Source organism: Halomonas sp. Y3 (assembly GCF_024137965.1).
Taxonomy (GTDB): domain Bacteria; phylum Pseudomonadota; class Gammaproteobacteria; order Pseudomonadales; family Halomonadaceae; genus Halomonas; species Halomonas mongoliensis.
Genome location: NZ_CP099975.1, coordinates 1,164,852 through 1,189,448, shown reverse-complemented (window position 1 = coordinate 1,189,448; position 24,597 = coordinate 1,164,852). Strand labels below are relative to the sequence as shown.

General features: G+C 62.7%; 23 protein-coding genes and 1 pseudogene. 9 read left to right on the top strand and 15 right to left on the bottom strand.

Translation table 11 applies throughout. The features are described 5' to 3' along the window. The first annotated feature begins 125 nt into the window (after positions 1-125). Both NHL60_RS05685 and NHL60_RS05680 read left to right on the top strand, forming a co-directional pair. Positions 126-1,478, top strand: a complete 1,353-nt coding sequence (locus NHL60_RS05685) for a NarK family nitrate/nitrite MFS transporter (RefSeq protein ID WP_253450030.1) — start codon at positions 126-128, stop codon at positions 1,476-1,478. 97 nt (positions 1,479-1,575) lie between these two features. Next, on the top strand, positions 1,576-2,841 hold the full coding sequence (locus tag NHL60_RS05680; RefSeq protein ID WP_253450027.1) for a nitrate regulatory protein: 1,266 nt from the start codon (positions 1,576-1,578) through the stop codon (positions 2,839-2,841). Positions 2,842-2,861: 20 nt separating this feature from the next. Here the strand turns inward: NHL60_RS05680 and cobA are convergent, their stop codons facing one another. Next, positions 2,862-3,671, bottom strand: a complete 810-nt coding sequence (cobA, locus tag NHL60_RS05675) for a uroporphyrinogen-III C-methyltransferase (protein WP_253452025.1) — start codon at positions 3,669-3,671, stop codon at positions 2,862-2,864. Positions 3,672-3,738: 67 nt separating this feature from the next. Further along, entirely contained in the window at positions 3,739-6,498 is a 2,760-nt protein-coding gene (locus NHL60_RS05670; RefSeq protein ID WP_253450024.1) for a nitrate reductase, read from the bottom strand. A gap of 606 nt (positions 6,499-7,104) precedes the next feature. Between NHL60_RS05670 and NHL60_RS05665 the strand changes: the two genes are divergently transcribed. The 3 genes from NHL60_RS05665 (at position 7,105) to nirD (ending at position 11,474) form a co-directional block, all read left to right on the top strand. Continuing rightward, on the top strand, positions 7,105-8,427 hold the full coding sequence (locus NHL60_RS05665) for an NAD(P)/FAD-dependent oxidoreductase (protein WP_253450021.1): 1,323 nt from the start codon (positions 7,105-7,107) through the stop codon (positions 8,425-8,427). Further along, complete coding sequence (gene nirB, locus NHL60_RS05660) at positions 8,424-10,937, top strand: nitrite reductase large subunit NirB (protein WP_253450019.1); 2,514 nt, start codon at positions 8,424-8,426, stop codon at positions 10,935-10,937. Before NHL60_RS05665 ends, nirB begins: the two co-directional genes overlap by 4 nt. Before the next feature lie 162 nt (positions 10,938-11,099). Further along, positions 11,100-11,474: a nitrite reductase small subunit NirD gene (gene nirD, locus NHL60_RS05655; protein ID WP_253450015.1), complete on the top strand. Its 375-nt coding sequence runs from the start codon at positions 11,100-11,102 to the stop codon at positions 11,472-11,474. A 75-nt stretch (positions 11,475-11,549) separates the two neighbouring features. Here nirD and NHL60_RS05650 read toward each other — a convergent pair. From NHL60_RS05650 to NHL60_RS05630, 5 genes and pseudogenes are all read right to left on the bottom strand, one after another. Then, positions 11,550-11,858, bottom strand: a pseudogene (locus NHL60_RS05650) (VOC family protein); the annotation flags it as partial. Between the two features lie 193 nt (positions 11,859-12,051). Then, a complete protein-coding gene (locus NHL60_RS05645) occupies positions 12,052-12,288 on the bottom strand; it encodes a helix-hairpin-helix domain-containing protein (protein ID WP_253450012.1) in 237 nt (78 codons plus the stop codon). A 32-nt stretch (positions 12,289-12,320) separates the two neighbouring features. After that, positions 12,321-12,740 carry a GNAT family N-acetyltransferase gene (locus tag NHL60_RS05640; RefSeq protein ID WP_367399346.1) on the bottom strand — a complete coding sequence of 140 codons (420 nt, stop codon included), beginning with the start codon at positions 12,738-12,740 and terminating at the stop codon, positions 12,321-12,323. After that, the gene (locus NHL60_RS05635) at positions 12,712-13,914 is read right to left on the bottom strand and encodes an ISL3 family transposase (RefSeq protein ID WP_253448729.1); all 1,203 of its coding nucleotides are present in this window, start codon (positions 13,912-13,914) and stop codon (positions 12,712-12,714) included. The genes NHL60_RS05640 and NHL60_RS05635 overlap by 29 nt, the downstream gene beginning before the upstream one ends. 55 nt (positions 13,915-13,969) lie before the next feature. Further along, positions 13,970-14,158, bottom strand: a complete 189-nt coding sequence (locus NHL60_RS05630; RefSeq protein ID WP_253450006.1) for a hypothetical protein — start codon at positions 14,156-14,158, stop codon at positions 13,970-13,972. Between the two features lie 563 nt (positions 14,159-14,721). On the opposite strand from NHL60_RS05630, the gene NHL60_RS05625 reads away from it, so the two are divergent. Continuing rightward, entirely contained in the window at positions 14,722-16,161 is a 1,440-nt protein-coding gene (locus NHL60_RS05625) for an IS66 family transposase (RefSeq protein WP_218314611.1), read from the top strand. Here NHL60_RS05625 and NHL60_RS05620 read toward each other — a convergent pair. From NHL60_RS05620 to NHL60_RS05600, 5 genes are all read right to left on the bottom strand, one after another. Then, positions 16,149-16,772 (bottom strand): cation transporter, encoded by a 624-nt coding sequence (locus NHL60_RS05620; RefSeq protein WP_253450003.1) that lies wholly within the window; start codon positions 16,770-16,772, stop codon positions 16,149-16,151. The two genes, NHL60_RS05625 and NHL60_RS05620, sit on opposite strands and share 13 nt — an antisense overlap. Before the next feature lie 109 nt (positions 16,773-16,881). Continuing rightward, positions 16,882-17,349 (bottom strand): hypothetical protein, encoded by a 468-nt coding sequence (locus tag NHL60_RS05615; protein WP_253450001.1) that lies wholly within the window; start codon positions 17,347-17,349, stop codon positions 16,882-16,884. Between the two features lie 26 nt (positions 17,350-17,375). After that, on the bottom strand, positions 17,376-17,840 hold the full coding sequence (locus NHL60_RS05610; RefSeq protein ID WP_253449998.1) for a GNAT family N-acetyltransferase: 465 nt from the start codon (positions 17,838-17,840) through the stop codon (positions 17,376-17,378). 103 nt (positions 17,841-17,943) lie between these two features. Next, positions 17,944-18,726, bottom strand: a complete 783-nt coding sequence (locus NHL60_RS05605; protein WP_253449994.1) for a hypothetical protein — start codon at positions 18,724-18,726, stop codon at positions 17,944-17,946. A 97-nt stretch (positions 18,727-18,823) separates the two neighbouring features. Next, on the bottom strand, positions 18,824-19,348 hold the full coding sequence (locus tag NHL60_RS05600) for a hypothetical protein (protein ID WP_253449991.1): 525 nt from the start codon (positions 19,346-19,348) through the stop codon (positions 18,824-18,826). Between the two features lie 234 nt (positions 19,349-19,582). On the opposite strand from NHL60_RS05600, the gene NHL60_RS05595 reads away from it, so the two are divergent. Continuing rightward, positions 19,583-20,197 (top strand): phage integrase N-terminal SAM-like domain-containing protein, encoded by a 615-nt coding sequence (locus tag NHL60_RS05595; RefSeq protein WP_253449988.1) that lies wholly within the window; start codon positions 19,583-19,585, stop codon positions 20,195-20,197. A 92-nt stretch (positions 20,198-20,289) separates the two neighbouring features. Next, the gene (locus NHL60_RS19660; RefSeq protein ID WP_367399354.1) at positions 20,290-20,550 is read left to right on the top strand and encodes a tyrosine-type recombinase/integrase; all 261 of its coding nucleotides are present in this window, start codon (positions 20,290-20,292) and stop codon (positions 20,548-20,550) included. A gap of 364 nt (positions 20,551-20,914) precedes the next feature. Here NHL60_RS19660 and NHL60_RS05585 read toward each other — a convergent pair whose 3' ends face one another. From NHL60_RS05585 to NHL60_RS05575, 3 genes are all read right to left on the bottom strand, one after another. After that, positions 20,915-22,039 (bottom strand): transposase, encoded by a 1,125-nt coding sequence (locus NHL60_RS05585; RefSeq protein WP_253449982.1) that lies wholly within the window; start codon positions 22,037-22,039, stop codon positions 20,915-20,917. Between the two features lie 182 nt (positions 22,040-22,221). After that, a complete protein-coding gene (locus tag NHL60_RS05580; protein ID WP_253449979.1) occupies positions 22,222-22,932 on the bottom strand; it encodes an LrgB family protein in 711 nt (236 codons plus the stop codon). After that, positions 22,929-23,306, bottom strand: a complete 378-nt coding sequence (locus NHL60_RS05575) for a CidA/LrgA family protein (RefSeq protein WP_253449977.1) — start codon at positions 23,304-23,306, stop codon at positions 22,929-22,931. Before NHL60_RS05575 ends, NHL60_RS05580 begins: the two co-directional genes overlap by 4 nt. A 157-nt stretch (positions 23,307-23,463) precedes the next feature. Between NHL60_RS05575 and NHL60_RS05570 the strand changes: the two genes are divergently transcribed. Then, entirely contained in the window at positions 23,464-24,489 is a 1,026-nt protein-coding gene (locus tag NHL60_RS05570; RefSeq protein ID WP_253449974.1) for a patatin-like phospholipase family protein, read from the top strand. The last annotated feature ends 108 nt before the right edge of the window (positions 24,490-24,597 follow it).

Sequence of the window (24,597 nt, the reverse complement as noted above, 5' to 3'; positions counted from 1 at the left end):
GCAGGGCTCATGGCAACAAGGTGGGCGTGGACCAGGCTCCGGGAGCACGAGTGCGTCGAACCTTTCCTTCAATGGCGAAGGGCTTGTCCTGAACACTTCAGTGTGACGTCAGAGAGGCCCCCACCATGGATATTCGCGGCAAGGCCAACAGGATCCGCTTGTTGGATCTCAGTACTCCCCAGATGCGTGCGTTCCACTTCTCCTGGTTCGCCTTCCATATCTGCTTCTTCGGCTGGTTCGGCATCGCCCCGCTGATGGCGGTGGTTCGCGAGGACCTCAGCCTGACCCAGACCCAGATCGGCAACACCATCATCGCCTCGGTGCTGATCACCGTTATCGTGCGCCTGGCCATCGGCGTGCTCTGCGACCGCATCGGGCCGCGCAAGACCTATACCGGCCTGCTGCTGCTCGGCTCGATCCCGGTGATGGGCATCGGTTTCGCCAACAGCTTCGAGACCTTCCTGCTGGCACGCCTGGCCATCGGTGCCATCGGCGCCGCCTTCGTGATCACCCAGTACCACACCACCATGATGTTCGCCCCCAACGTGGTGGGCACCGCCAACGCCACCAGCGCCGGCTGGGGCAACCTGGGCGGCGGCACCACCCAGATCCTGATGCCGCTGATCTTCTCCGGGATCCTGATGCTAGGGGTCAGCGAGACCCTCGGCTGGCGGCTGGCCATGGTGGTGCCGGGGGTGGTGATGTTCATCACCGGCATCGGCTACTGGCTGTTCACCCAGGATGCCCCCGACGGCAACTTCGATGAGCTGCGGGCCCGGGGCGAGCTGCCGCCCGCCAGCGGCGAGAACGGCGCGGGCCAGAGCTTCATGGCCGCCGCCAAGGATATCCGCGTCTGGGCCCTTTTCGTGGTCTATGCCATCTGCTTCGGCGTCGAGCTCACCATCAACAACATCGCCGCCATCTACTTCTTCGACCATTTCGACCTGACCCTGGCCACGGCCGGGATGCTCGCCGGCCTGTTCGGGCTGATGAACATCTTCGCCCGCACCCTGGGCGGCGTCTTCTCCGATCTCTTCGCCAGAAACGGCGGTCTCAAGGGCCGCGTACGCTGGCTCTTCATCGCCCTGATCTGCGAGGGCATCGCCCTGGTGGCCTTCTCGCAGATGCATGTGCTCTCCTATGCCATCGGCATCATGCTGGTCTTCAGCCTCTTCGTGCAGATGGCGGAGGGCGCCACCTACGGCGTGGTGCCCTTCATCAACAAGAAGGCGCTGGGCGCCGTGGCGGGTATCGTCGGCGCCGGCGGCAACGTCGGCGCGGTAGCCGCCGCCTTTCTGTTTCGCAGCGAGTCGATCACCTACCAGCAGGGACTCTTCTACCTGGGGCTGACCGTGCTGGTGCTGGCCTCCTGCGCCCTGCTGGTGCGCTTCTCAGACGCGACCGAGGCCGAGGAAGCCAGGGCCTACCGGGACGCCGTGGGCGAGGAGACCGGTGCCGGCGCTCTGTCGCTGCGCTGATGCGGGTCGACGGCTGCGCATCACCACAGCACCAGGGTCCTATACTCATTGCCGCCGCCCCGACGGGCGGCGGTCAGCATATCGGGAGGAGGCTGCCATGACGCCGTCACATCCACTTCTGCTGGCCGCAAGGCGCTGCGAGCGCGGCGCCCTGGAGCGGCTCGCCGCCACCGCCGAGCTGATCGTCGCTGCCGGCCGCCTGATCCACACCCTGCAGCGCGAGCGCGGCACCAGCGCCATCTACCTCGCCTCGGACGGCCGTCGCTTCACGGCGGACCGCGCGGCACGCATTGCCGATAGCCAGGCCGCCGAGGCGAGCATGGGGAGTCATCTGTCCCTGCTCGCCGAGGCGGAGGGGGCCACAAGCCCGGCGGCCTCTCTGCTCTACCGCGCCGCGGACGTCGGGGGCGCGCTGGAGGAGCTCACGAAGCTGCGGCGCGCCGTGGCGGCCCGAGCGCTGGACCCCGATGCCTCCACCGCCGCCTACAACCGGCTGATCGGCGCCCTGCTGGGCCTGGTATTCGACACCGTCGACGCCCACGGCGATACCCGCATCACGGTGGCCATGGTGGCGCTCTGCCATCTGCTCAAGGGCAAGGAGCTCGCGGGTCAGGAGCGCGCCTGCGGCGCCCAGGGCTTTACCGCGGGCCACTTCGATGACGCCCATCGCGCGCTGCTGACCCGCCTGGCCGACGCCCAGGCCGGCTGCTTCACGACCTTTCTGGAATTTGCCTCTCCCGACGCCTGCGAGCACTGGGCAAGCCTCCTGGCCAACGACGACGAAGGACCACTGCCGCAGCTTCGCCGGCTGGCCATGCACCCCGAGGCAGCGGCAGGCCAGAGCCGCGACGCCGCACGTCTGGGCGAAGTCTGGTACGAGCTGACCACCCGGCGCATCGACGCCATGTACCAGGTCGAGAAGCGGCTCGGGGAGGAGCTGATGGCCCTGTGTGCCGAGCGCCTGAGCACTCTCCGGCAGCCTCCCCCCTCGCCTCCCGCCCCCTCCGACACCGCCAGGCTCGATGCCGCGCCCCTCGCCGCGCCCGACGTGCTTGACGGCCAGGCCACTACCGCCGCCCTCGCCTCTCCCCTCAACCGCTCGCTGCTCGACCTGGTGCGCACGCAGGCAGACCGCCTGCAGAGCCTTGGCCATGAGCTCGAGAGCACCCGCAAGGCGCTGCGCGAGCGCAAGCTGATCGAGCGCGCCAAGGGCGTGATCATGGCGAGCCAGCGCCTTACCGAGGAACAGGCCTACCGCTATATGCGCAAGACGGCCATGGATCAGAGCCGCAGCATGGCCGACCTGGCGCGGGCCATTCTCGACCTGGCCGAGCTGCTCAAGGCGCCGGGCCCCGGGTCATGACCCAAGGCCCTGGGCCCGTGTCAGGATAGCGGTGCGAGATTACCGCAGCCGTTGCGCCGGGCAGGCGATGCCTCCCCCATCGAGACCACGCTGCCCACCACGACCAGGCAGGGCGAAGGCAGCGGCTCGGCGGCAAGCCTGGCCGGCATGTCGGCCAGGGTGCCCACCAGCGACGCCTGCTCGGGCAGGCTGGCGTTGGCCACCAGCATGACCGGCCAGTCATCGGGAAGGCCGGCCCTTCGCAGGCCGCGGCAGATGGCGTCGATCCTGGCCAGCCCCATATAGATGATCAGCGTCTCGTCCCGACGCGCCAGGGTGGACCAGTCGGGTTCGTCATCGCCACGACAGAGCTGGGCAGTCACCAGGCGCAGCTGCTGGGCATGGGCCCTGTCGGTGAGCGGAATGCCCATGGCAGCACAGGCCGCCGAGGCCGCGGTGATGCCGGGCACGATCTCGGCTGCCACGCCGGCCTCGGCCAGGGCGGCGAGCTCCTCGCCCATGCGGCCGAACACGCCCGGATCGCCCCCCTTGAGGCGCACCACCGACTTGCCCTGTCTGGCCAGGCGCACCAGCAACGCACCGATCTCGGCCTGGGGCACGCTGTGGTGGCCGCGCGCCTTGCCCACGTCGTAACGCTCCCGGCCGGCGGGAATCAGCGCCAGCACCTCCTCGCCCACCAGCCGATCGTAAACCACCGCATCGGCCTCCTGCAGCAGGCGAGCGGCCTTCAGGGTAAGCAGCTCCACATCCCCGCTGCCGGCCCCCACCAGATAGACAGGGGCCGGCCGGCGGCCGCTCTCGCTCGGTAGCGCAGCGTCACGGCGCGCCATGCCGATAAGCCAGCGTCCGGCCCCTTCGGCCAGGCGCGCCAGGAGACTGCCGGAGGCTCGGGAGGCGTCAGGCGACATCGATAACGTCGGGTTGCGGGGCAAGGCGCTCATGGACCTTCTCCTCCTGGGTGTCTTCGATCAGGGATTTGAGTTCGGGAATGCAGCTGCCGCACTGGGTGCCACAGGCCAGCCGCGCCCCCAGGGCCTCGACGCTGTCGTCGCCGTCGCGGATCGCCCTCAGAATCGTGGCGCGGCCCACCTGGTGGCAGCTGCACACCACGGGGCCAGCGTCGGCGGCACCGTCGTCGCAGCCGGCCAGCAGGCGGCGCCGGCGTGCGGCGGACAGGGCCTCGCCCCGGGCCGCCTCGGCGAAGCGCTCGTCGAGCCAGGCGAGCCCCGGCAGCTCGCCGGGCGGCCCCACCATCAGCCACCAGCGCAGCCGACCGCCCTCGATGCCGGCGGCACGCAGGCGCCCGCCGTCGGGGTCATCGAGCCACAGCGCCGCTGCCACCGGCAGCGCACGCTGAGCCCAGGCCAGCCAGTCGCGGTCAGCGCTTTCGGGTGCGCCGGCCAGCTGCCAGCGCTGGCCATGGGCCAGGGGGATGCGCGCCCAGTAGGCGGTATCGGCACGCCAGTCGACCTCGCCGACCAGCGCGGGCGCCACCAGCAGCGTCGCCTCCCAGGCCACCGGCAGCGGCGCCAGGGCCACGGCGCCATGCTTTGACTCGGGCTGGCCGGAGACGGGATCGAGATGGGCCTCCAGCAGGCGCCCCACCCGGGCATTGGCGCTGAAGCTGTCGCTCCAGTGCATGGGCGCGAACACCTCGCCACGGCGCTGCCCCTTGGCGAGCCGCACCCGCCCCACATAGTCGCCCCCGGCGCCACGCAGCCGCGCCAGCTGCTGGTCGCTGACACCAAGTCTCGCGGCATCGTCGGGATGGACCTCGATAAAGGGCTCGGCGCGGTGGTTCATCAGCCGCGGCGCCCGGGCGGACCGGGTCATGGTGTGCCACTGGTCGCGGATACGCCCGGTATTGAGGCGCAGCGGCCGCGACGCGGAGAGCCTCTGCTCGGGGGCTCGCGGGCGCACCGCCACCAGCCGGGCCAGGCCGTCCGGGGTGGCGAAGCGGCCCTCCTCGAAGAGCCGTGCCCTGCCGTGCGGCGCCGCGGCATTGACCGGCCACTGGGTGGGCGACAGGGCGTCATAGGCTGCGCGGTCGAGCCCGGCCAGCCCGGAGATATCGAACAGCCGCTCCCCCGGGGTGCCGGGAAGGTTCTCGAAGCCGGAGAGCCGGGCGTGCTCGTCGAAGATCTCCGCCGGGTGCGCGTAGGCGAAGGCCTCACCGTAGCCCAGCCGGCGGGCCACCTCGCAGATGATCCACCAGTCGTGGCGCGCCTCCCCCGGCGGCTGCAGCAGGCCGCGCTGGCGGGAGATGCGCCGCTCGGAGTTGGTCACGGTGCCGTCCTTCTCCGACCAGGAGGATGCCGGCAGCACGATGTCGGCGTAGGCCAGCAGGTCGGTGTCGGCGACGCACTCGGAGACGATCACCAGCGGGCACTGCTCGAGCGCTGCCCGCACCCGGTCGGCACGGGGCAGGCTCACCGCCGGGTTGGTGGCCATGATCCACACCGCCTGCACCTCGCCGCGCTCGATCGCCTCGAACAGCGCCACCGCCTTGTGGCCGGGGGCCTCGGGGAGGGTCGGCGTGAGCGTGGCGGTGGCCCAGAAGCAGGTGACCCGATCGCGGGCCCCGGGGCTGTCGTAGTCCATGTGGGCGGCCAGCTGGTTAGCCAACCCGCCCACTTCGCGGCCGCCCATGGCGTTGGGCTGGCCGGTGATGGAGAAGGGCCCCGCGCCGGGCAGGCCGAGCTTGCCGCCGGCCAGGTGGCAGTTGATGATGGCATTGCCCTTGTCGGTGCCGCTGCTCGACTGGTTGACCCCCTGGGAGTAGAGGGTCACCACGTGCAGCTGGCTGGCGAACCAGTAGTAGAAGGTCTCCAGGCGCTCCGGGTCGATGTCGCAGTCGGCGGCCACCGCGGCCACCGAGACGTCGTCTTCCCCGGCCGCGGCCAGCGCCTCCTCGAGGCCCAGGGTGTGGCGCGCCAGATAGACTCGGTCCAGCCGACCCTTGTCGGCCATCCAGGCCAGCAGGCCGTTGAACAGCCGCGCGTCGCTGCCGGGGCGAAGGCCCAGGTAGAGGTCGGCGATCTCGCAGCTGTCGGTGACCCTGGGATCGATCACCACCACCCGCATCAGCGGATTGCGGGCCTTGGCCACCTTGAGGCGCTGGTAGAGCACCGGATGGTTCCAGGCCAGGTTGGAGCCCACCAGCACCACCAGCTCGGCCTCTTCCAGATCCTCGTAGCTACAGGGCACGGCGTCGGCGCCGAAGCTGCGCTTGTAGGCGGCCACCGCCGAGGCCATGCAGAGCCGCGAGTTGGTATCCAGGTGCGGGGTGCCGAGAAACCCCTTGAAGAGCTTGTTGGCGACGTAGTAGTCCTCGGTGAGCAGCTGACCGGAGAGATAGGCCGCCACGCTCTCCCGCCCATGGCGCGCCCGGGTGGCCGCCAGCCGCTCGGCCACGGTGGCAAGGGCCGTCTCCCACTCGACCTCCACGCCGTCGACCCGCGGCCGGGTGAGCCGGCCCTGCTCGCCCAGGGTCTCGTGCAGGGCCGAGCCCTTGACGCAGAGCCGGCCGTAGTTGGCGGGGTGGCCGCTATCCCCCTCGACGGCGGTGATGCGCTTGCCCTCCAGCGTCGCCCTGATGCCGCAGCCAACGCCGCAGTAGGGGCAGGTCGTGGTGATATGGCGGGTGATATGAGGCATGACAGTCTCCGGTGTTCATGAGCTTCCACTGGCCCGGAACGCAAACGCCCGCCACTCCCCGGCGAACCGGAAAGTGGCGGGCGTCGTTGCCCCGGGGCATCCGCCTGTTGACGCAGCGGATAGCGCATTCTGTGCCATCAGCCCATGCAACCAAGATGCCAACTACGCAGTCAGGATGCCAGAGCGCTGCCAGCAGCCCGTGGCAGATCGGCGCCTCCCCCCCTGCATTCGGGCGGCTCCCTGGACGGTGGCGGGCGCCGGGAGACGCTCCTACCTTTTATGGCGCATCGGCGAGGGGTTATGGCGCACCGGCGGGGAGGCTGCTGCAAACCGGTGCATAACGGCCTCGCCCTGCACCACCGCGGCGAACCCCCCGACGGCGCAGCGGCCGAGCCAGCCGACTCCCACATGTATGTAGCCAGCTGATTTAACGTCTTATTTTTCCAATAACAGGCAAGCTGGCGAGCTTCTTGTTAGTTGGTGTATGGCAGCGGTCAAAGTGGATCGCCGACCAACCATCATTCAGGCAAGGGCGCCTCGCACCCGTCTCTCACCAGACGCGGTCGAGGCGCCCTTTGCGTTTTCATATTCCCGGAGGAGAACGCCATGCCCGCGACCTCTCACTCTGCCGTGACGGACCATCTGGTCATCATCGGCAACGGCATGGCCGGCCACCGCCTGGTGGAGGCCCTGGCTGGCAAACCGGGCCGCCCGGCGCACATCACCGTGATCGGCGACGAGCCGGAGCCGGCCTACAACCGTATCCTGCTCTCCCCGCTGCTGGCCGGCGAGATGGCACGCGAGGCCCTGACCCTGCATGACGGCGACTGGTACGCCGAGCAGGGCATCGAGCTGATCCTCGGCGAGCGGGTCACTGACATCGACCGCGCCGCACGGCGCCTGACCACCGATGCCGGCCGCACCCTCGACTACGACCGCCTGGTGCTGGCCACCGGCTCCCGCCCGGCCCGCCCCCCGGTGCCGGGGCTCGAGCTGCCCGGCGTGGAGGTGTTTCGCGACCTCCGCGACGCCGAGGCCCTGATGCGCTTCGGCCAGCATCGGGCCGACGAGGGCGGCAACGCCGTGGTGATCGGCGGCGGCCTGCTGGGCCTGGAGGCCGCCGAGGGGCTACGTAAACGAGGACAGGGCGGCCTGCGGGTGAGCCTGCTGCAGCGCGACGACCGCCTGATGAATCGCCAGCTCGACCTCATCGCCGCCCGGCTGCTCGAAAACGCGCTGCGCGGCCGCGGGCTCGACATCCACACCGACGCCCGGCTCGAGCGCCTGGAGCCTGACGACCAGGGCCGGGTGTGCGCCGCCCTGCTGACCGACGGCACCCGCCTGCCTGCCGACTGCGTGGTGGTGGCCATCGGCATCCTGCCCAAGGTGTCGCTTGCCCGCGCGGCCGGGCTCGAGGTCAACCGCGGCATCGTGGTCGACGCCTGGCTCACCACCAGCGATCCGGCCATTCACGCCCTGGGCGAGTGCTGCGAGTTCGAGGGCCAGACCTTCGGCCTGGTGGAGCCCATCTGGCGCCAGGTCGAGGTGCTCGCCGCCCATCTGGCCGGCGAGACGGTGGCGGGCTACGTCGACACCCCCTGCGCCACCAAGCTCAAGGTCAGCGGCGTTGCGCTCTACGCCTTCGGGCCCACCGAGCCCGAGGCGGGCCACGAGGTGCTCGCCTATCACGACCCCCAGCAGGGCGACTACCGCCGCCTGCTGCTGAAAGACGGCCGCCTGGAGGGCGCCGTGCTCTACGGCGACACCGCCGCCGGCCCCTGGTACTTCGAGCAGGCCCTGGCCGGGCGCGACCTCAGCGCCGGGCGCGCCGCGCTGCTGCTCGGCGCCGCCGACGCCCGGGTGCGGCTCGACGCCGCCGCCGACACTGCCACTGACTCACCGCACAGCCCCGCGAAGGAGGCCGCATGAACACGCCCGCTAAACCGCAACTGATCATCATCGGCAACGGCATGGTCGGCCACCACCTGGTCGAGCAGTTGGTCGAGCGCGGCGCCACCGAGCGCTATCGGATCACCGTATTCGGCGAGGAGCGCCACTTAGCCTACGACCGGGTGCACCTCTCCGAGTACTTCAGCGGGCGCGACGCCGACTCCCTCGCCCTCTCCACCAGCGACTACTACGCCGAACACGGCATCGAGCTGCGCCTTGCCGAGGCAGTGGTCGCCATCGACCGCAACAAAGGCGAAGTGGTCACCGACCAGGGGCGCACCCCCTACGACCGCCTGGTGCTGGCTACCGGCTCCACCCCCTTCGTGCCGCCGATTCCCGGCAACGAGCGGGAGGGCTGCCTGGTCTACCGCACCCTGGAGGACCTCGACGCCATCCGCGCGGCCGCCGAGACCGCCACCACCGGCGTAGTGGTGGGCGGCGGCCTGCTCGGCCTGGAGGCGGCGGGCGCCCTGCGCGGGCTCAACCTCGACACCGCCGTGGTGGAGTTCGCTCCGCGCCTGATGCCGATGCAGGTGGACAGCGAAGGCGGCGAGCTCTTGCGCGAGAAGATCGAAGCCATGGGCGTACAGGTGCTCACCGGCCGCGCCACCCAGGCGATCGTCGACGGCGAGGCCAGCCGCCACCGCATGGTGTTCCAGGACGACAAGGTGCTGGAGACCGACCTGATCGTCTTCTCCGCCGGCATTCGCCCCCGGGACGAGCTGGCCCGGGACAGCGGTCTGACGCTCGGCGAGCGCGGCGGCGTGGTGATCGACGACCGCTGCCTGACCAGCGACCCGGCGATTCTCGCCGTGGGCGAGGTAGCGCTGTGGCAGGGCAGCATCTTCGGCCTGGTGGCCCCCGGCTACCAGATGGCCAAGGCCGCCGCCGCCACCCTGCTGGAGGGCGATGAGCCCTTCAAGGGCGCCGACATGAGCACCAAGCTCAAGCTGATGGGCGTGGACGTGGGCGCCATCGGCGACGCCCACGGCGACCGCACCCCCGGCGCGCGCCAGTTCCGCTTCCTCGATCCCATCAAGCAGCAGTACCGCAAGCTGGTGGTCTCCAGCGACGGCAGGCGCCTGGTGGGCGCCATGCTGGTGGGCGACAACAGCGTCTACGACACCCTGCTGCAGTACTACGCCAACCGCATCGAGCTGCCCGAGGACCCGGCCTCGCTGATCCTGCCGGCCGGCGGCGACGCCGCCCCCGCCCTGGGGCCGGACGCCCTGCCCGACACCGCCATGATCTGCTCCTGCCACAACGTCACCAAGGGCGACGTCTGCGCCACCATCGACGCCGGCGCCGTGGACCTCGGCGCCGTGAAGGGCTCCACCCGCGCCAGCACCGGCTGCGGCGGCTGCGCCGCCCTGCTCAAGACTCTGGTGGACCACGAGCTGGAGAGCCGCGGGGTGGAGGTCGACAAGTCGATCTGCGAGCACTTCTCCCATACCCGCCAGGAGCTCTACGACATCGTGCGGGTGGAGGGCATCAAGACTTTCCGCGAGCTGATGGAGAAGCACGGCAACGCCGACACCCACGGCCTGGGCTGCGATATCTGCAAGCCGGCGGTGGCCTCGATACTCGCCTCCTGTTTCAACGAGCCGATCACCGACGCGGCCCATATCCCGCTGCAGGACACCAACGACACCTTCATGGCCAACATGCAGAAGAACGGCACCTACTCCGTCGTTCCCCGCGTGCCGGGCGGCGAGATCACCCCCGACAAGCTGGTAGTGCTGGGCCAGGTGGCGCAGAGGTATGGCCTCTACACCAAGGTGACCGGCGGCCAGCGCATCGACCTGTTCGGGGCCCGCCTGGAGGACCTGCCGGCAATCTGGGGCGAGCTGATCGAGGCCGGCTTCGAGACCGGCCACGCCTACGGCAAGTCGCTGCGCACGGTGAAGTCCTGCGTGGGCAGCACCTGGTGCCGCTACGGCGTGCAGGACAGCGTGGGCATGGCGATCCGGCTCGAGCACCGCTACAAGGGCCTGCGCGCGCCGCACAAGATCAAGTTCGGGGTGTCCGGCTGCACCCGAGAGTGCGCCGAGGCCCAGAGCAAGGACATCGGCGTGATCGCCACCGAGAACGGCTGGAACCTGTACGTCTGCGGCAACGGCGGCATGCGCCCGCGCCACGCCGAGCTGTTCGCCACCGACCTCGACGACGAAGCGCTCTACCGCACTATCGACCGCTTCCTGATGTTCTACATCCGCACCGCCGACCGCCTGCAGCGCACTTCGGTATGGCGCGAGAACCTGGAAGGCGGCCTGGACTACCTCAAGGAGGTGATCCTCGAGGACAGCTTAGGGATAGGCGAGGAGCTGGAGCGCCAGATGCAGACCGTGGTCGACACCTACGAGTGCGAATGGGCCAATGCCATCAGCGACCCGGAGAAACTCAAGCGCTTCAGAAGCTTCGTCAACGACGCCCGCCCGGACCCGGACATCATCACTACCACCGAACGCGGCCAGTTCCGCCCTGCGTAACGGAAATGGCTGCGCGAGTGAATCGCGTTGTTGCGCGGCACCCCGAAGGCTCGCCTAACCCCACGTTATGTCTCGCCTTCGATCCGCCGCGCGCTTAGCGACGTAGCGACGCCCGCTTCATCTCGCTCGCCGATTTCCCGACACCATTGCTAGGAATCTCTTATGACAACCGCCAACGCAGCAGCCAAGACCATGACCCAGACCTGGCAACCCCTCTGCACCCGCGCCGACCTGGTGCCCTACTCCGGCGTAGCCGCCTGGGTGGAAACTCCGGAAGGCCCCGCACAAGTCGCCGTTTTCTACCTGCCCGGCCACGCCCAGGAACTCTACGCCATCGACCACCACGACCCCTTCTCCAGCGCCAACGTCATCGCCCGCGGCATCATCGGCGACCTCAAGGGCCAGCCGGTGGTCGCCTCGCCGATCTACAAGCAGCACTTCCGCCTGGAAGACGGCCAGTGCCTGGAGGACGAAGCCGTCACCCTGCGCACCTGGCAGGTGAGCTTCAAGGGCGATGAGGTGTGGATCGAGGCGTGAGGATTCGGTCTTCTGGAAAGAAAAAAGCCGCCGACGCATGAAAAGCGTCGGCGGCTTTGGGTAAGCCCACCCGCATTGGCTCTCCTGGCCGCCATTGCCGACGATGGCGTTCCAGTAGCGATCCGTCTCCTCCTGGTCTTCGGTCGCCACCTGAAACGAGAACGCTTCGCTATGCTGGAAGGCAGGCCCGCCGTTCAGCCCGAGGCACGCCACGCCCAGCACGGTGAACTCTACCGTCAAGACGCTCCCCTCCTCCCCCGCTGGGTAATCCCCAGGGGCCCGGTGCACCGCGTCGAGCGATGAATCGGGGAAGGTCTCGGCATAAAATCGTGCGGCTTCCTCAGCGGCGCCATCGTACCAAAGGCAGATCGTGTTCTTCGCCATATGCTTCATGATCAGCTCCCTTCTGTGGGTGATTGCTGTGAGTGGCAATCTAATGTCGAACGGAGCTGCCCGAAATCGACAGGGGTGGTTAACGCCCGGCTTTGGGGCGGACTTGCAGCCGCAAAGCGGCGGAAAGGCCGTCCCAGCCCCGAAGGGGCGACAACAGCCGATTGTTATGTGAGCGCACCGCTATTTACAAACCTTGCCTTGCTCTTTCTATTGCGGCCTCAACTGCCAACAACGCCTGGGGACTATTCTTCCAACAAGTTTTCCTGAGCATAGACGCAACTCTTTCAGCAATTTCTTTTGGCTCATAGCTCGCCAATTCAGAAAAAGAATCTATACCTATTTCTTCAAAACGCTTAACTACTGTAGGTCCAACACCCTTCACTTCAAGTAGAGCTGTTTTTTCTGATTCGCTGAATGCCATACCGAAACTCCTTAAGCCACATAACGCTGCATTCAGCGGCTTGTCCTCTGCAATGCTTGGTTATATTGCTCTAAACCCAAACCTAAAAAGTGTGTTCCTGGAACTGGATTGTTCGTTACGGGTGGATGCTCAACAAATCCATATGACCTGTATAATTTCAATGCAGTTTTGAACTCTGGAAGAACATCTAAACAAATTTTACTGTAGCCACTGATAACAGCCTCTTGCAACACTCTATCAACTAGCAGCTTACCTAGATTGTGGCCACGAACACTTGGTTGGATATAAACTCGCTTCATTTCACAGACAGACTCATCCAATCTCCGAAATGCAGCACACCCAACAGGCTTACTGCCTTCTTTCACCAAAAAAATCTTTGACTCTTCAGAGCTGTAATTTTCAGGCAAGTGGTTAAATTCCGGTTCATCGCACTTTGCCGGGAAACGCGGCACGGATCTTCAGGAAGAAATATTCCGTGTCGCGGTACCCATAGGCCATCCGTTTGATGACCTTGATTCGGTTGTTCATACCTTCCAGCACGCTGGTGTTCAGGTGGTGGCGAGCACTGGACACGATGCCATCCAGGTAGGGCTCCAGCTTCTTGGTGAAGCGCATCAAGGCGTCGATGCCGCTGCCCAACGCCATACCGGCCCACTCTTGCCAACCGCTGCGTGCCGTCGCCTCGTCCTCGGCAAACCACAGTGTCTTGAGCTGGTCCTTGAGTAGATAGACCTTGGTCAGTGAGGCATTGGCAGCCAGCAGCTCTTCCAGCTTCACCGCCTGCTCAGGCTTGAGGTTGTCCTGGTTGCGCAGCAGCAGCCAGCGGCTGCCCTTGATCACCTTGCGGGCCGCCTTGTCGTCGCGTAGCTGATTGGCCTGATCGACGCGCACCCGGTCCATCACCTCACGCCCGTACTTGGCCACCACATGGAAGCGGTCGTAGACCACCTCGGCGTTGGGACACTGAGCCTTCACTTCGAGATCGAATGACGCGTTCATGTCCATGGCGACGGCCTCGATCTGCTGTCGCGCATCACCCAACCATTCGAAGAACGGGCGGATCGCCTCACGGGAGCGGCCCTCGCCGACCCACACCACCTGCTGGGTGTCGGCACAAGCAATCACCGTGGCGTAGCGGTGTCCCTTGTGGAGGGCGAACTCGTCCATCATCAGGCGGCGCAGCCGCGTCGGATCCGGCGCCGGCAAGTCACGCTGAAGGCGCTGCTTGTCGATGGTCTTGACGGTATGCCAGTGCAGGCCGACCAAGTCGGCGACATGCCGGATCGGCAGCAACGTGACCAACCGCTCCACCCACTGGCGCAATGTGGTGGTCACTGGTGAACGGCCCGGCAACCAGTCAATGCGCTCGCGTGTCGGGCCACAGACGGGGCAGCGCAGGCGACGTACCGGCACCTCCAGCTCCACCCGGTAGATCAGCAACGGCGCCTCTCGGACGCGACGCTGATGCACGTCATGGACGAGGAAGCAGGCGTGGTCACAGCCGCTGCAGACGGGAGGGACTCGGTCATCAGGCGCCAACTGGAGCCGTAGCGTTTGCTCATCCAGGAATTCGTGATGGGCGACGGTGAAACCTTTCCAGAACAGGCAGAGCGGGGTAGCATCCATGGCAACGGCGGTATCCGTGAGCAGACGTTTGTGGTGAACATCAGCTTACTCGGATTTACCGCCGTTTCTCTATCCCGCCTTCGCCTAAGAGTACTTCGTTTTCACGCCAGTCTGCGAAGAACCTAAATTCCTGATCATTGCCTTGGAAAGAAAGATCTACCAAGGTGCTGTTAACATACTCATTATACAGATCAAGAACATCTCTTAAATCATTAGAAAAAACAGCCCTTACCACCTCAAACACTTCACTCTCCTTGCGATATAACGCCCGTCTCACGCGCCGGTTTGAAGCGGCGGAAAAGCGGTCGCAGTGCAGCCGATTGTTATGTCAATTTCCGCAGCAATTCTTGCCCTTCATAGAGCCAACAAGGGCAAACACTTCAACCGGCCCGTGATCGTTCAGAAATTAGCACGAACACCTCAGCGCCTTGCAAAACACGATGTATAGCCTGGGTCAACTTATCCTGAAGCGTGTCAACCTCGGATGCCAATACCTTACTCATAGGGTTGTAGTAGATGGTAACCACATAGGTTCGCCCCATTTTTATAACAGTGAAATCCTGTACGCGACCTGCCGACTCCTTCAAGACAGGGCGGGCAGCTCGACGAGCGGCAGCAACTTCACTTGGCTGAGCAGTAGCTCCAACCAGCTCTCCGACACCGACCTTAAAATCATTCCAGAACTGACCTACGACAGCCAGACAAAGAATCAACGTAACTATTCAGGTGGTTGCGGATAGCCTGTCGCCAACCACCTGATTTTTCTGGCATAGTGTGCCTAATCCTTCGGCATATCTATGCGGTGACATGACCATCAGCGATATCAACGTCGACGAGGCTCTGGAGCGGGTCCGACAGCAGCTCAAGGAAGACCAGACGGTCTCTCCGTCGCTGCGTGCGGCCATCGATGTGCTGATGTTGCTGGTCAAGCTCATGGCCGATCGCCTGGCCACCAGTAGCCGCAACAGCAGCAAGCCACCGTCCCAGGATCCCAATCGCCAGCGCCGCTCGCGCGCCAAAGGCGAGCGGCGCCCCGGCGGACAGCCAGGGCATGAGGGTAAGACGTTGGCGCCGGTGACGGACCCCGACGAGGTGGTCAAGCTCCGTGTCGATCGTCGGCAACTCCCCAAGGGGCGTTCTTACCGCCCGGTCGGCGTCGAAACGCGCCAAGTGCAGGACATCGTAATCCAGGCCGTGGTCACCGAATATCAGGCTGAGGTCCTCGAAGATGATCAGGGGCAACGCTACGTGGCGCCATTCCCCGAGGGCGTGACTCGCCCCATCCAGTATGGCCCTCGCCTCAAGGCGCATGTCGTCTATCTCTCCCAGTATCAGCTGTTGCCCTATGCGCGTATCCGCGAGTTGCTCACCTCGCAGTGCGGCCTGTCGCTGAGCACCGGCACCCTGTTCGCCTTCAACCAGGAGGCCTACCAGCGGGCCGAGGCGTTCGCCGAGTGGGTGATCCCGGCGCTACGTGAAGCAGCCACCGTCCATGCCGATGAAACCGGAATGCAGGTCGGTGGCAAACGCTACTGGCTACACAGCGCCTCCAACGAGGCCCTGACCTGGTTGGCCCCGCACCCCAAGCGCGGCCAGGAAGCGATGGACGCCATCGGCGTATTGCCCTTCGTGCGTGGCGTGCTGGTGCATGATCACTGGAAGCCCTACTACCGCTATCCGGATTGCCGGCACGCGCTCTGTAATGCGCACCACCTTCGGGAGCTGACAGCGGCCTGGGAGAACGATGGCCAGGCATGGGCCAAGGCCTTGCATGACCTGTTGTTGGAGATGCATCGCGCCGTGGAGGTGGCCGACGGCTGCCTCTCGGCCGATGAGACCCGAGCCTGGCGGCAGCGCTATCGAGATTGCCTGGCGAAAGGGGACGCCGAGTGCCCCCCGCCGGTGAAACCGCCACCTGGAACGCGAGGCCGGGCCAAGCGCACCAAGTCGCGCAACCTCCTGGAACGCCTCCAGGCGTACGAGGACGACGTGTTGCGCTTCCTCGACGACCCTGCCGCTCCCTTCACCAACAACCAGGGGGAACGCGATCTGCGAATGACCAAGGTCCAGCAGAAAATCTCGGGCTGCTTCCGCTCCTGGGAGGGGGCGGAGATCTTCTGCCGGATGCGCAGCTTCCTCTCGACCGCCGTCAAGCAAGGGGTGGCGGCGCATACCGCACTGGAGCAACTGTTTGCGGGTGATGTGCCATCCTTCATGCAGCCTACAGCCACGGATCAGGCGGCGTGAGCTAAACAGTTACGAATCAACACAATCAAGGAGTCTGCAATAGGTACAATAGGGGCAATAATTCCATCCTGGAAGAAGTAAACTACGACAAAACCCACAGCAACAATCCCGGTGAGCAAACCATCAAATGCGGCTGCTTTGGCTTCTAGGCGTAAGATGTCACTGCGTCGACCGCTCAACACCCAGTTTCGGTAGTGAAATGCCCAAAGAAAGACACACAAGACTCCAATTACGAAGAAATATATCAAGATAGGACCAAACACTAGACCAGAAACCTCGCCATAAGCGAAATAGGCGTATATAGAGATGGCTGCAGAGCCTGCAGCGAAAATTATCAAGCCGAGAATTGTCAGAGATCTAAACGTCGTGAACAAGGATTCCTCAGCTGCATACCCCATCGGTCGCACGTTATCAGGACTATTCTTAAGTCTTTGACTAACTCGCAAACCAAGAAAGGCAAAAATAAATGCAATTGTGGAAAAAAGCCCATCCATCATGATGGCAGCTGAATTACCCAAGAGGCCTGCTGCAACGCCAGCCACCCCCATTAATACGCTGCCAATCATGGCAACAATCATAGAACGCTTTTCCCGACGGAAAATTTCACTCACTTTTTCTTACCTGCACTCAAGTTGAAAGAAGCATCCGGACATAACGCCGCTATCACCGGTGACAAAACCGGAGTGAAGCGGAGGTTTTGGCATCCGGTGCATGGCTTGGTTATGCGCTCTCACAGATATCACGAATATCCTCGATATCTACCGGCCGTGAGAGCGCAGACTTATACCGTATCAGATCATCCCGCAGCATAAGAGGGAGCTCAAGACCCAACAAATGCACGGTCTCATAGCGAGAAAAATCTATATTTATCGGAACCCACTTTTCATTTCCGGTATCAAATATTTTCGGACCGTCAGCGTTGCCTACCTCTACTTTAACGCCTTCATACTTGAACTGGACATAAATTAGATCCCAGCCTTCCTCTTGGCGGTGAGCGGCAGCCTTGGATACAAACTCCTGACCGGCCTGAACGACTGTTGAAAAGTACTCGCCAGGGACGAAAAGGTCGATGTCATACAGGTCTCGCTCAGAGCCATACCCCTTTGCGGCGAGCCCACCACAAATTAAGAAGGGTATATTTCTATCCCTTAGTAACCCTACGATCCATTGAGCGGCTACTTGATGCATCTCTCCTCCTTTACGCATAACAGTGATTAGGCTTCGCGATCTTTGACCATAATTTCTGTCTGAACCCCATTCCAATCCTCTAGTTCTAAACTACTCCACCCTAGTTTTCGATAGAGCCCTTGCTGATCAGGAGTGTGCAGATATAATCTTGCAACTCCCCATTCCCACGCCTTCCTTTCTGCAACTTCGCAAAGTTTAGCTGCGATTCCACGGCCTCTGTAATCCGGCATGACAAAGATACCTGCAAGCCAAGGGGTTAAGTCTTCTCTCCCTTCCAAGTCACAAACTCTCAAAGCACTTGTACCCAACAGAACACCATTTTCATGCGCTACCCATGCGAGTGGTAGCTGATCGCGATTCTGGTGGGAAATTAGCTTCTCATACCGTCGCTCATAGCATTCTCCAGGGATAATGCTGCTCCAGTGCTCCGCCATTTCACGAGCAAGTAACGGAATAAAATCCGGTGCATCCTCAAGATAATCAATTCTCACAATTGAGTCCTTAACTTACGCCTAACGCCTTGCTCACCGGAAAATTAGGAGCGTAGCGAGTAATTTTTCCGAGTGTAGCAACTTGTTAGTTTTCGATCTCAAATTAGTAAGAGGAAAAGCTCTTGAATTTCGTTGTCTCAAATTTTGAGAACTTTTCAATGTCAATGTTTTTACTTTGAGTGAGCGTCCAGTAGTAATAGTCTAAAATCCATGTGTATTTATCTATGACTTTTTGTTCTTTTAGTTCCATTCTTAGTTTATAGATATCTTCCATTTCTAATAAAACAATATCCGCATTTTCTCCATTCAAATTTATAAGCTGCGGAGAGAAGTGAATGAAATATTCATCATGGTCTTTAGCAATTAGTGTTTGAGCATCCCTTGTTAGCAATGGCACTACACTAGGATCAATAAGAATTCTAGGGTATATGGCCTTTTTACTTTCTAAAATATAGGCTTTCTGAAGAGCAATTGACGATAGAAATGAAAATCCATATTCCTCATCAATTTCATCCATGTGCGGGCCAAAAGAAAGCCCTCCCCTTAGATAAAGACCCTCATAACTTAAGTGAGCTGATAATACCCTACAGAAAAATAGCATTCCAAAAAGGCTATCACGATTTGAATCTTCTTTAGGCAAAGAGATTATCACGCTATCAGAAAAGAATTTCACATCTAAATCATTAACATTAATAAGTATTGAACTGATTTCTATGATAGATAGCGACTGAGTAAGTGCTCTCTTAAATCTTCCATGTAAATTGTACATTCCGCCGAAGTACATTTCGGACTTTTCTTTATATCCTAGAATATCAAGGAATGCGCAATAATAATCCTTCTCATCCATAGTGTAATTATCAATTGAATTCCATTCGGGTGTTGCCATGTTTACTCCTGGAAAACTAACGCCCGCAGCACGCGCGGCTTTGTAATGGAGGCGCAGCCGCAATGGAAAAGCCGTCGCTGTGCCTGCGATTGTTAGCTTAGATCGAACTTCTAAGGATCTTGAATTCTTCGTAAGCGACCTTCTTTATCTTCGAAATCTCTCCAGCAACTTCTTCTAGCGAATTGTTTCGTTGAAGAAACTCGTCAAACTTATCTCTTAACCATTCTGGATCAAGCTCATTCTTTGTATCTATATCAAAATTTAGCCTTATTACTCTATAGCGAGCTAGACTGTAACTTGTCGATTGCTCATTGATCTCTCTAGCGGACTCCGAAATCATATCTCTGAAGCGACCACGTAAGTATTCGTCAAGATTTCGCCTGTCCTCTACCGCTTTATCTTTCGCTTCGATGGCAAGCTTATTGGCCTTATCAAAATAACCATGAACCCTCATGAGAGCTGCAACGTAAATCTCAAACAAGTCCTCCATATTTAATAATGACTCGATCTCAAGGCTATACCGTTGCTGCTTCCTCCATAAGAAAAACTGGTAAGCAGCGAACAGAAATGCAATGACCGTGACTATATTTGATAGATGACTAAATAACTGAATTGTATTCATTGGTGCTTCCATTAAAGCTAACAGTGATTGCAGTGATTGGACTGCGCGTCCTGATATTGGATGAACACCTCTGCGCGTTCAACAATATTATCTGACGCGCTTCATTTCTTCCAACTCATTGATTTTTCTAGCATCTAAGTATAGCTCGGCCACCTATCCAGAATTCGCGCGCTTGCGCGTTTTGCCGGAACCAATAATACTGTATGCATATCCATGCTACGAAGGAGACGCCGTATGGATGCGAATAACAAGCCACCGAAGCTGATGGACCGGGTGAAGACTACCATGCGGGTAAAGCGCTACAGCCCACGTACCGAGAAGACCTACTGCTACTGGATACGCTACTTCATTCGCTTTCATGGCGTGCGCCACCCTGCCAGCATGGGCGGTTCCGAGGTGCGAGCCTTCCTGGAGCACCTTGCGGTGGAGCGCCAGGTGGCAGCCGCCACGCAGAACCAGGCGCTGAATGCTATCGTCTTTCTCTATCGCCATGTTCTCGAGCAGCCCTTGGGAGAGATCGGTGAATTCTCACGCGCCAAGCGCCCACGCCGATTGCCGGTAGTGCTATCCCACGAGGAAGTGATGCGCGTACTGGGCCACCTTTCCGGTTCAATGTATCTGATGGGGACTTTGATGTACGGCTCAGGGCTGCGGCTCATCGAAACATGCCGCCTACGTGTCCGGGATATCGATTTCGAGCGTCAGGTGATTACGGTGAGAGCCGGCAAGGGCGACAAGGACAGAACCACCCTGCTCCCTGCCACCTGTATATTCCTGCCTTGCAGCATCAAATCTCCACATCCAAACAGCAACTTGACTATCGCCTGCATCATGGCCGCGTACCGGTGACACTCCCCCACGCGCTGGATCGCAAGTACCCGAATGCCGGCATCTCCTTGGCTTGGCAGTGGCTTTTTCCTGCCACCCGCCCCTGCTGCGATATGGATGGCAAGGTGGTTCTCCACCATATTCACCCATCGGCAGTGCAAAGGGCGGTCAGGCACGCCATGCGAGCCGCATCGCTACCGCGTCCCGGCTCCTGCCATACTCTGCGACACAGCTTCGCCACTCAATTGCTGAGCCAGGGAACGGATATCCGCACCGTTCAGGAATTGCTGGGGCACAAGAGTGTGGAAACCACCCAGATCTATACGCATGTGCTGGGCAAGGGCTTTGCCGGCGTGCGGAGCCCTCTGGGATAAGGAAAATCGAGGCGTTCAGGCACGCTACCGCCAGAGGATGCGGGTCACCAGCCCCCTCCCTGGCGGTTACAAGCCACCTGCATGCCATCATCGGATTACGCAGGAATCCGATTCAGTCATCGAGGCATCCAGAGTTTTTTCTCAAGAAAAAGATTCGGCATTAGGCCTGTGCTTCAGCCCGCTTAGCGTCAACCTACCGCCTTCTTCCGTGTAAATCCATGCGGTCAGGCCGGGAAATTGACCTTGGTCGCATCGGCGTGGGCGATGGCTTACGCTATCTGACACTCCCCGCCCGCCACGCTTCGCGCTTTGGGCGAGGGTTCTGAGGTCACCCCCAGAACCTTCCTGCTTCGACACGCCTTCACTAGGCCGCGGCCCCCGCTCCAGTCGCTCCACAGGCTAACCCCGCCAGCCCGGCGGTTCGGATATTTCTGGCCGCGTTGATATCACGGTCGATCGCCTGGCCGCAGCGCTCACAGTGCCAGTGGCGCCGGGAGAGAGGGAGCTTCTCGACCTGGTGCCCGCAGCCGTGGCACCGCTTGCTGCTGGGCAGCCACTGGCTGACTTTCACCAGCTGCCGGCCCGCCCAGGCGGCCTTGTACTCAAGCTGGCGCAAGAATTCACCCCAGCCGGCATCGCTGATGGCCTTGGCCAAGGAACGGTTCTTGAGCATGCCCACGATATTGAGCGACTCGACACACAGCACTTGGTTTTCGTTAATCAGCGTGCGGGTCGCCTTGTGGAGGGCGTCGCGGCGGCAGTCCGCGATCCTGGCATGTAGCCGCGCCACTTTCTGGCGCAGCTTGTGGCGGTTGCGCGAGCCTTTCTGCTTTTTCGACAACCGGCGTTGCAGATAGGCCAGCTTGGCCTCATAGCGTTTGAGATGACGCGGGTTGCCCGACTTCATGCCCTCGCTGGTGATGAACAGGTCGGTCAGACCGAGATCGATGCCTACCCTCTTCGGCGTGACCGGCAGCGTCTCCGGCTCGAGCTCGCACAGGCAGCTGATGAAATAGCGGCCGGCACGATCCCGCGAAATCGTGATGCTGGAGGGTTCGCTGGGCAGCGGGCGGCTCCAGCGGATCGGCAGCGGCGCCGTGGTCTTGGCGATGGTGATCTCGCCATCGCGGTAGCGAAATGCCGCCTTGGTCAGCCGGATCGACTGCCGGCCGTCCTTGCGCTTGAAGCGCGGATAGCGCGCCTTGAGTTTGGGGTTGAAAAAATTGTCGAAGGCCGCCTTTTGATCGCGCAGCGTCTGCTGCAGGATCACGCTAGAGACATCCTTCAACCAGGGATAGTCGGCCTTGAGCGCGACCAGGCGCTTTTCTGCGGCGGCGTGCGACACCGGCTCGCCGCGCTGCTGATAGGCCTCGGTGCGATAGGCCAGCGTATTGTTCCAGACAAAACGGGTACATCCGAACGACTGCGCCAGCAGCACCGCCTGCTCGGGGGTGGGGTAGAACCGTTCTTTGTAGGCACGCTTTGTCATACTGGAAAGATATCAGGGTTTCGAGGCAGTATCCATTCAGCACCGCTTCGCGGTGCGCGCTTGTATCACCGCCCGATTGGGCGATGCTTTACGCGCTGTTTGGTAATCTATTTCTTGCGCCACTTGGCAGACTGCGGCTGGGATGACGTGTAAGGCAGCAACTCTCCCTGGCCTGGGGCGCTCTACAGCCCCAGCAGCCGCCAGGCCAGCGGCAGAAACAGCGCGGTGAAGATCCCCGTCAGGCTCATGCCGAGCGAGGCGAAGGCGCCGGCAGTGGGGCCGAGCTCGAAGGCGCGCACGATGCCGATGGCATGGCCGTTCACCCCCAGCGCGAAGCCGAGGATGCGCGGGTCGGTGATGTTGAGCAGGCGGGCCAGCAGCGAGACGCAGAGGGTGGTCAGCACCCCGGTGATCAGCAGCCCGCCCAGCATCAGCGAGACCGAGCCGCCGATCTGCTCCACGATGCCGATGCTCAGCGGGGCGGTGACCGACTTGGGGGCCAGCGAGGCCAGCACGATGGGCGGCGCCCCCAGCAGCCAGGCGATCAGGACGGCATAGAGCGCGGCCAGCAGCGCGGCCGGGGGCAGGCAGCAGAGAATCGGCCGCCACAGGGCGACGATATGCCGGCGCTGCTGATAGAGCGGCACCGCCAGCGCCACGGTGGCGGGGCCCAGCAGCAGGGTCAGCGCGGCCACGTGGCGCTGGTAGTCGGCAACATCGAGGCGCAGCAGCCACAGGCCTGCCGCCGTTAGCACGGCGCCGATCAGCACCCCCGGGCACCAGCTCGGCCGGCCCATGCGCTCGAACATCGCCATGCCGGCGAGGTAGGCCGCCAGGGTCAGGGCAACGGCGAGCACCGGGGTGTGCAGCAGCGAGGCATGGAGTGCGTTCATGCCGGGCGGCTCCCTGCGTCCCGCCCCTTGTCTTCCCTCGGCATGAAACGCCGCATCAGCCACAGCGTGGTCAGCACGCTCAGGAAGGTGCCTACCACCAGCGCCGCCACCACCGCCGTCCAGTGGCCGGCGAACTCGTCGATCACGAAGAACACCCCCACCACCCCGGGCATGATCAGCATGGCGAGCAGCGGTATCAGCGCCTGGCTCGCCGTGGCGACGCTCTCGCTGAGCCCTCGATTCACCAGCAGCCAGGCCAGCAGCAGCAGGAGCCCCGCCATGGCGTGGGAGACCGGGAGCGCCAGCGCTTCGACGACCAGCTGGCCGAGCAGTTGGAAACCGAGCAGCCAGAGAAAGCCGCGCAAGAGTGTCATGTCGCCCCCATCCGGAAAGTGGTCCGCCTGCGGCCCCACTGTGCCCATCGAGGCAGAGCGCGTGCAGGGGTGAACATCAAATGTTAACACGCTATCAGTTGCGTGGCTGCCGGGCAGCCGGGCCGGTATGCTGGTCCGACAGATCGGGAGGACGACGATGAGCGATATCAAACGAATCGACCTGGCCCTGCAGGGCGGCGGCGCCCACGGCGCCTTTACCTGGGGCGTGATGGACCGCCTGCTGGAGGACTCACGCATCGAGATCGAGGGCATCAGCGGCACCAGCGCCGGGGCCATGAACGGCGTGGTGATGGCCGACGCCCTCACCCGGGGCGACCGCGACACCGCTCGCCAGGCCCTCCACGACTTCTGGCAGGCGGTGAGCCGCGCCGGCATGACCAGCCCGATCAGGCGTACCCCGTTGGACATGCTCACCGGCAACTGGAGCCTCGACCACTCCCCCGGCTACATCGCCATGGACCTGATGAGCCGACTGGTCTCCCCCTACCAGTTCAACCCCTTCAATCTCAATCCGCTGCGCGACATCCTGGAGGAGCGGGTCGACTTCGAGCGGGTGCGTCGCTGCCCCGACCTCAAGCTGTTTGTCACCGCCACCAACGTGCGCAGCGGCAAGCAGCGCATCTTTACCCGGGAGGAGATGAGCGTGGATGCGGTGATGGCCTCGGCCTGTCTGCCCACGGTCTTCCAGGCGGTGGAGATCGACGGTGAGGCCTACTGGGACGGCGGCTACATGGGCAACCCCTCGCTGATGCCGCTGATGGAGCACTGCGGCACCCGGGACATCGTCATCGTGCAGATCAACCCCATCTACCGGGAGGAGCTGCCCACCAGCGCCGCGGCGATCATGAACCGCCTGAACGAGATCACCTTCAACGCCTCGCTGATCAAGGAGGTCCGCATGATCGCCATGCTGCAGCGCCTGCTCGGCGACCAGGGCGTGGATATCGGCTGCTATGCCGGCACCCTCTTCCACCGCATCGCCGGCGACGAGACCCTGAGCAAGCTCTCGGTCTCGAGCAAGATGAACGCCGAGTGGCCCTTCCTCTGCCACCTGCGCGACGCGGGACGGCGCACCGCCGATGGCTGGCTCGCCGAGCACTTCGAAGCGCTGGGCAGCCGCTCCACCCTGGACGTCGAGAGCGTCTATCGAGATACCGAATAGGCGGCCTGCGTTGAGACTTCGCGAGAGACGCATCTTGCCAGCTCCGGGGGCGCGGACCATGCTCGGGAAACGGGTGGGGCACTCGCTGCCCCGCCGTCTGTCCAAGGC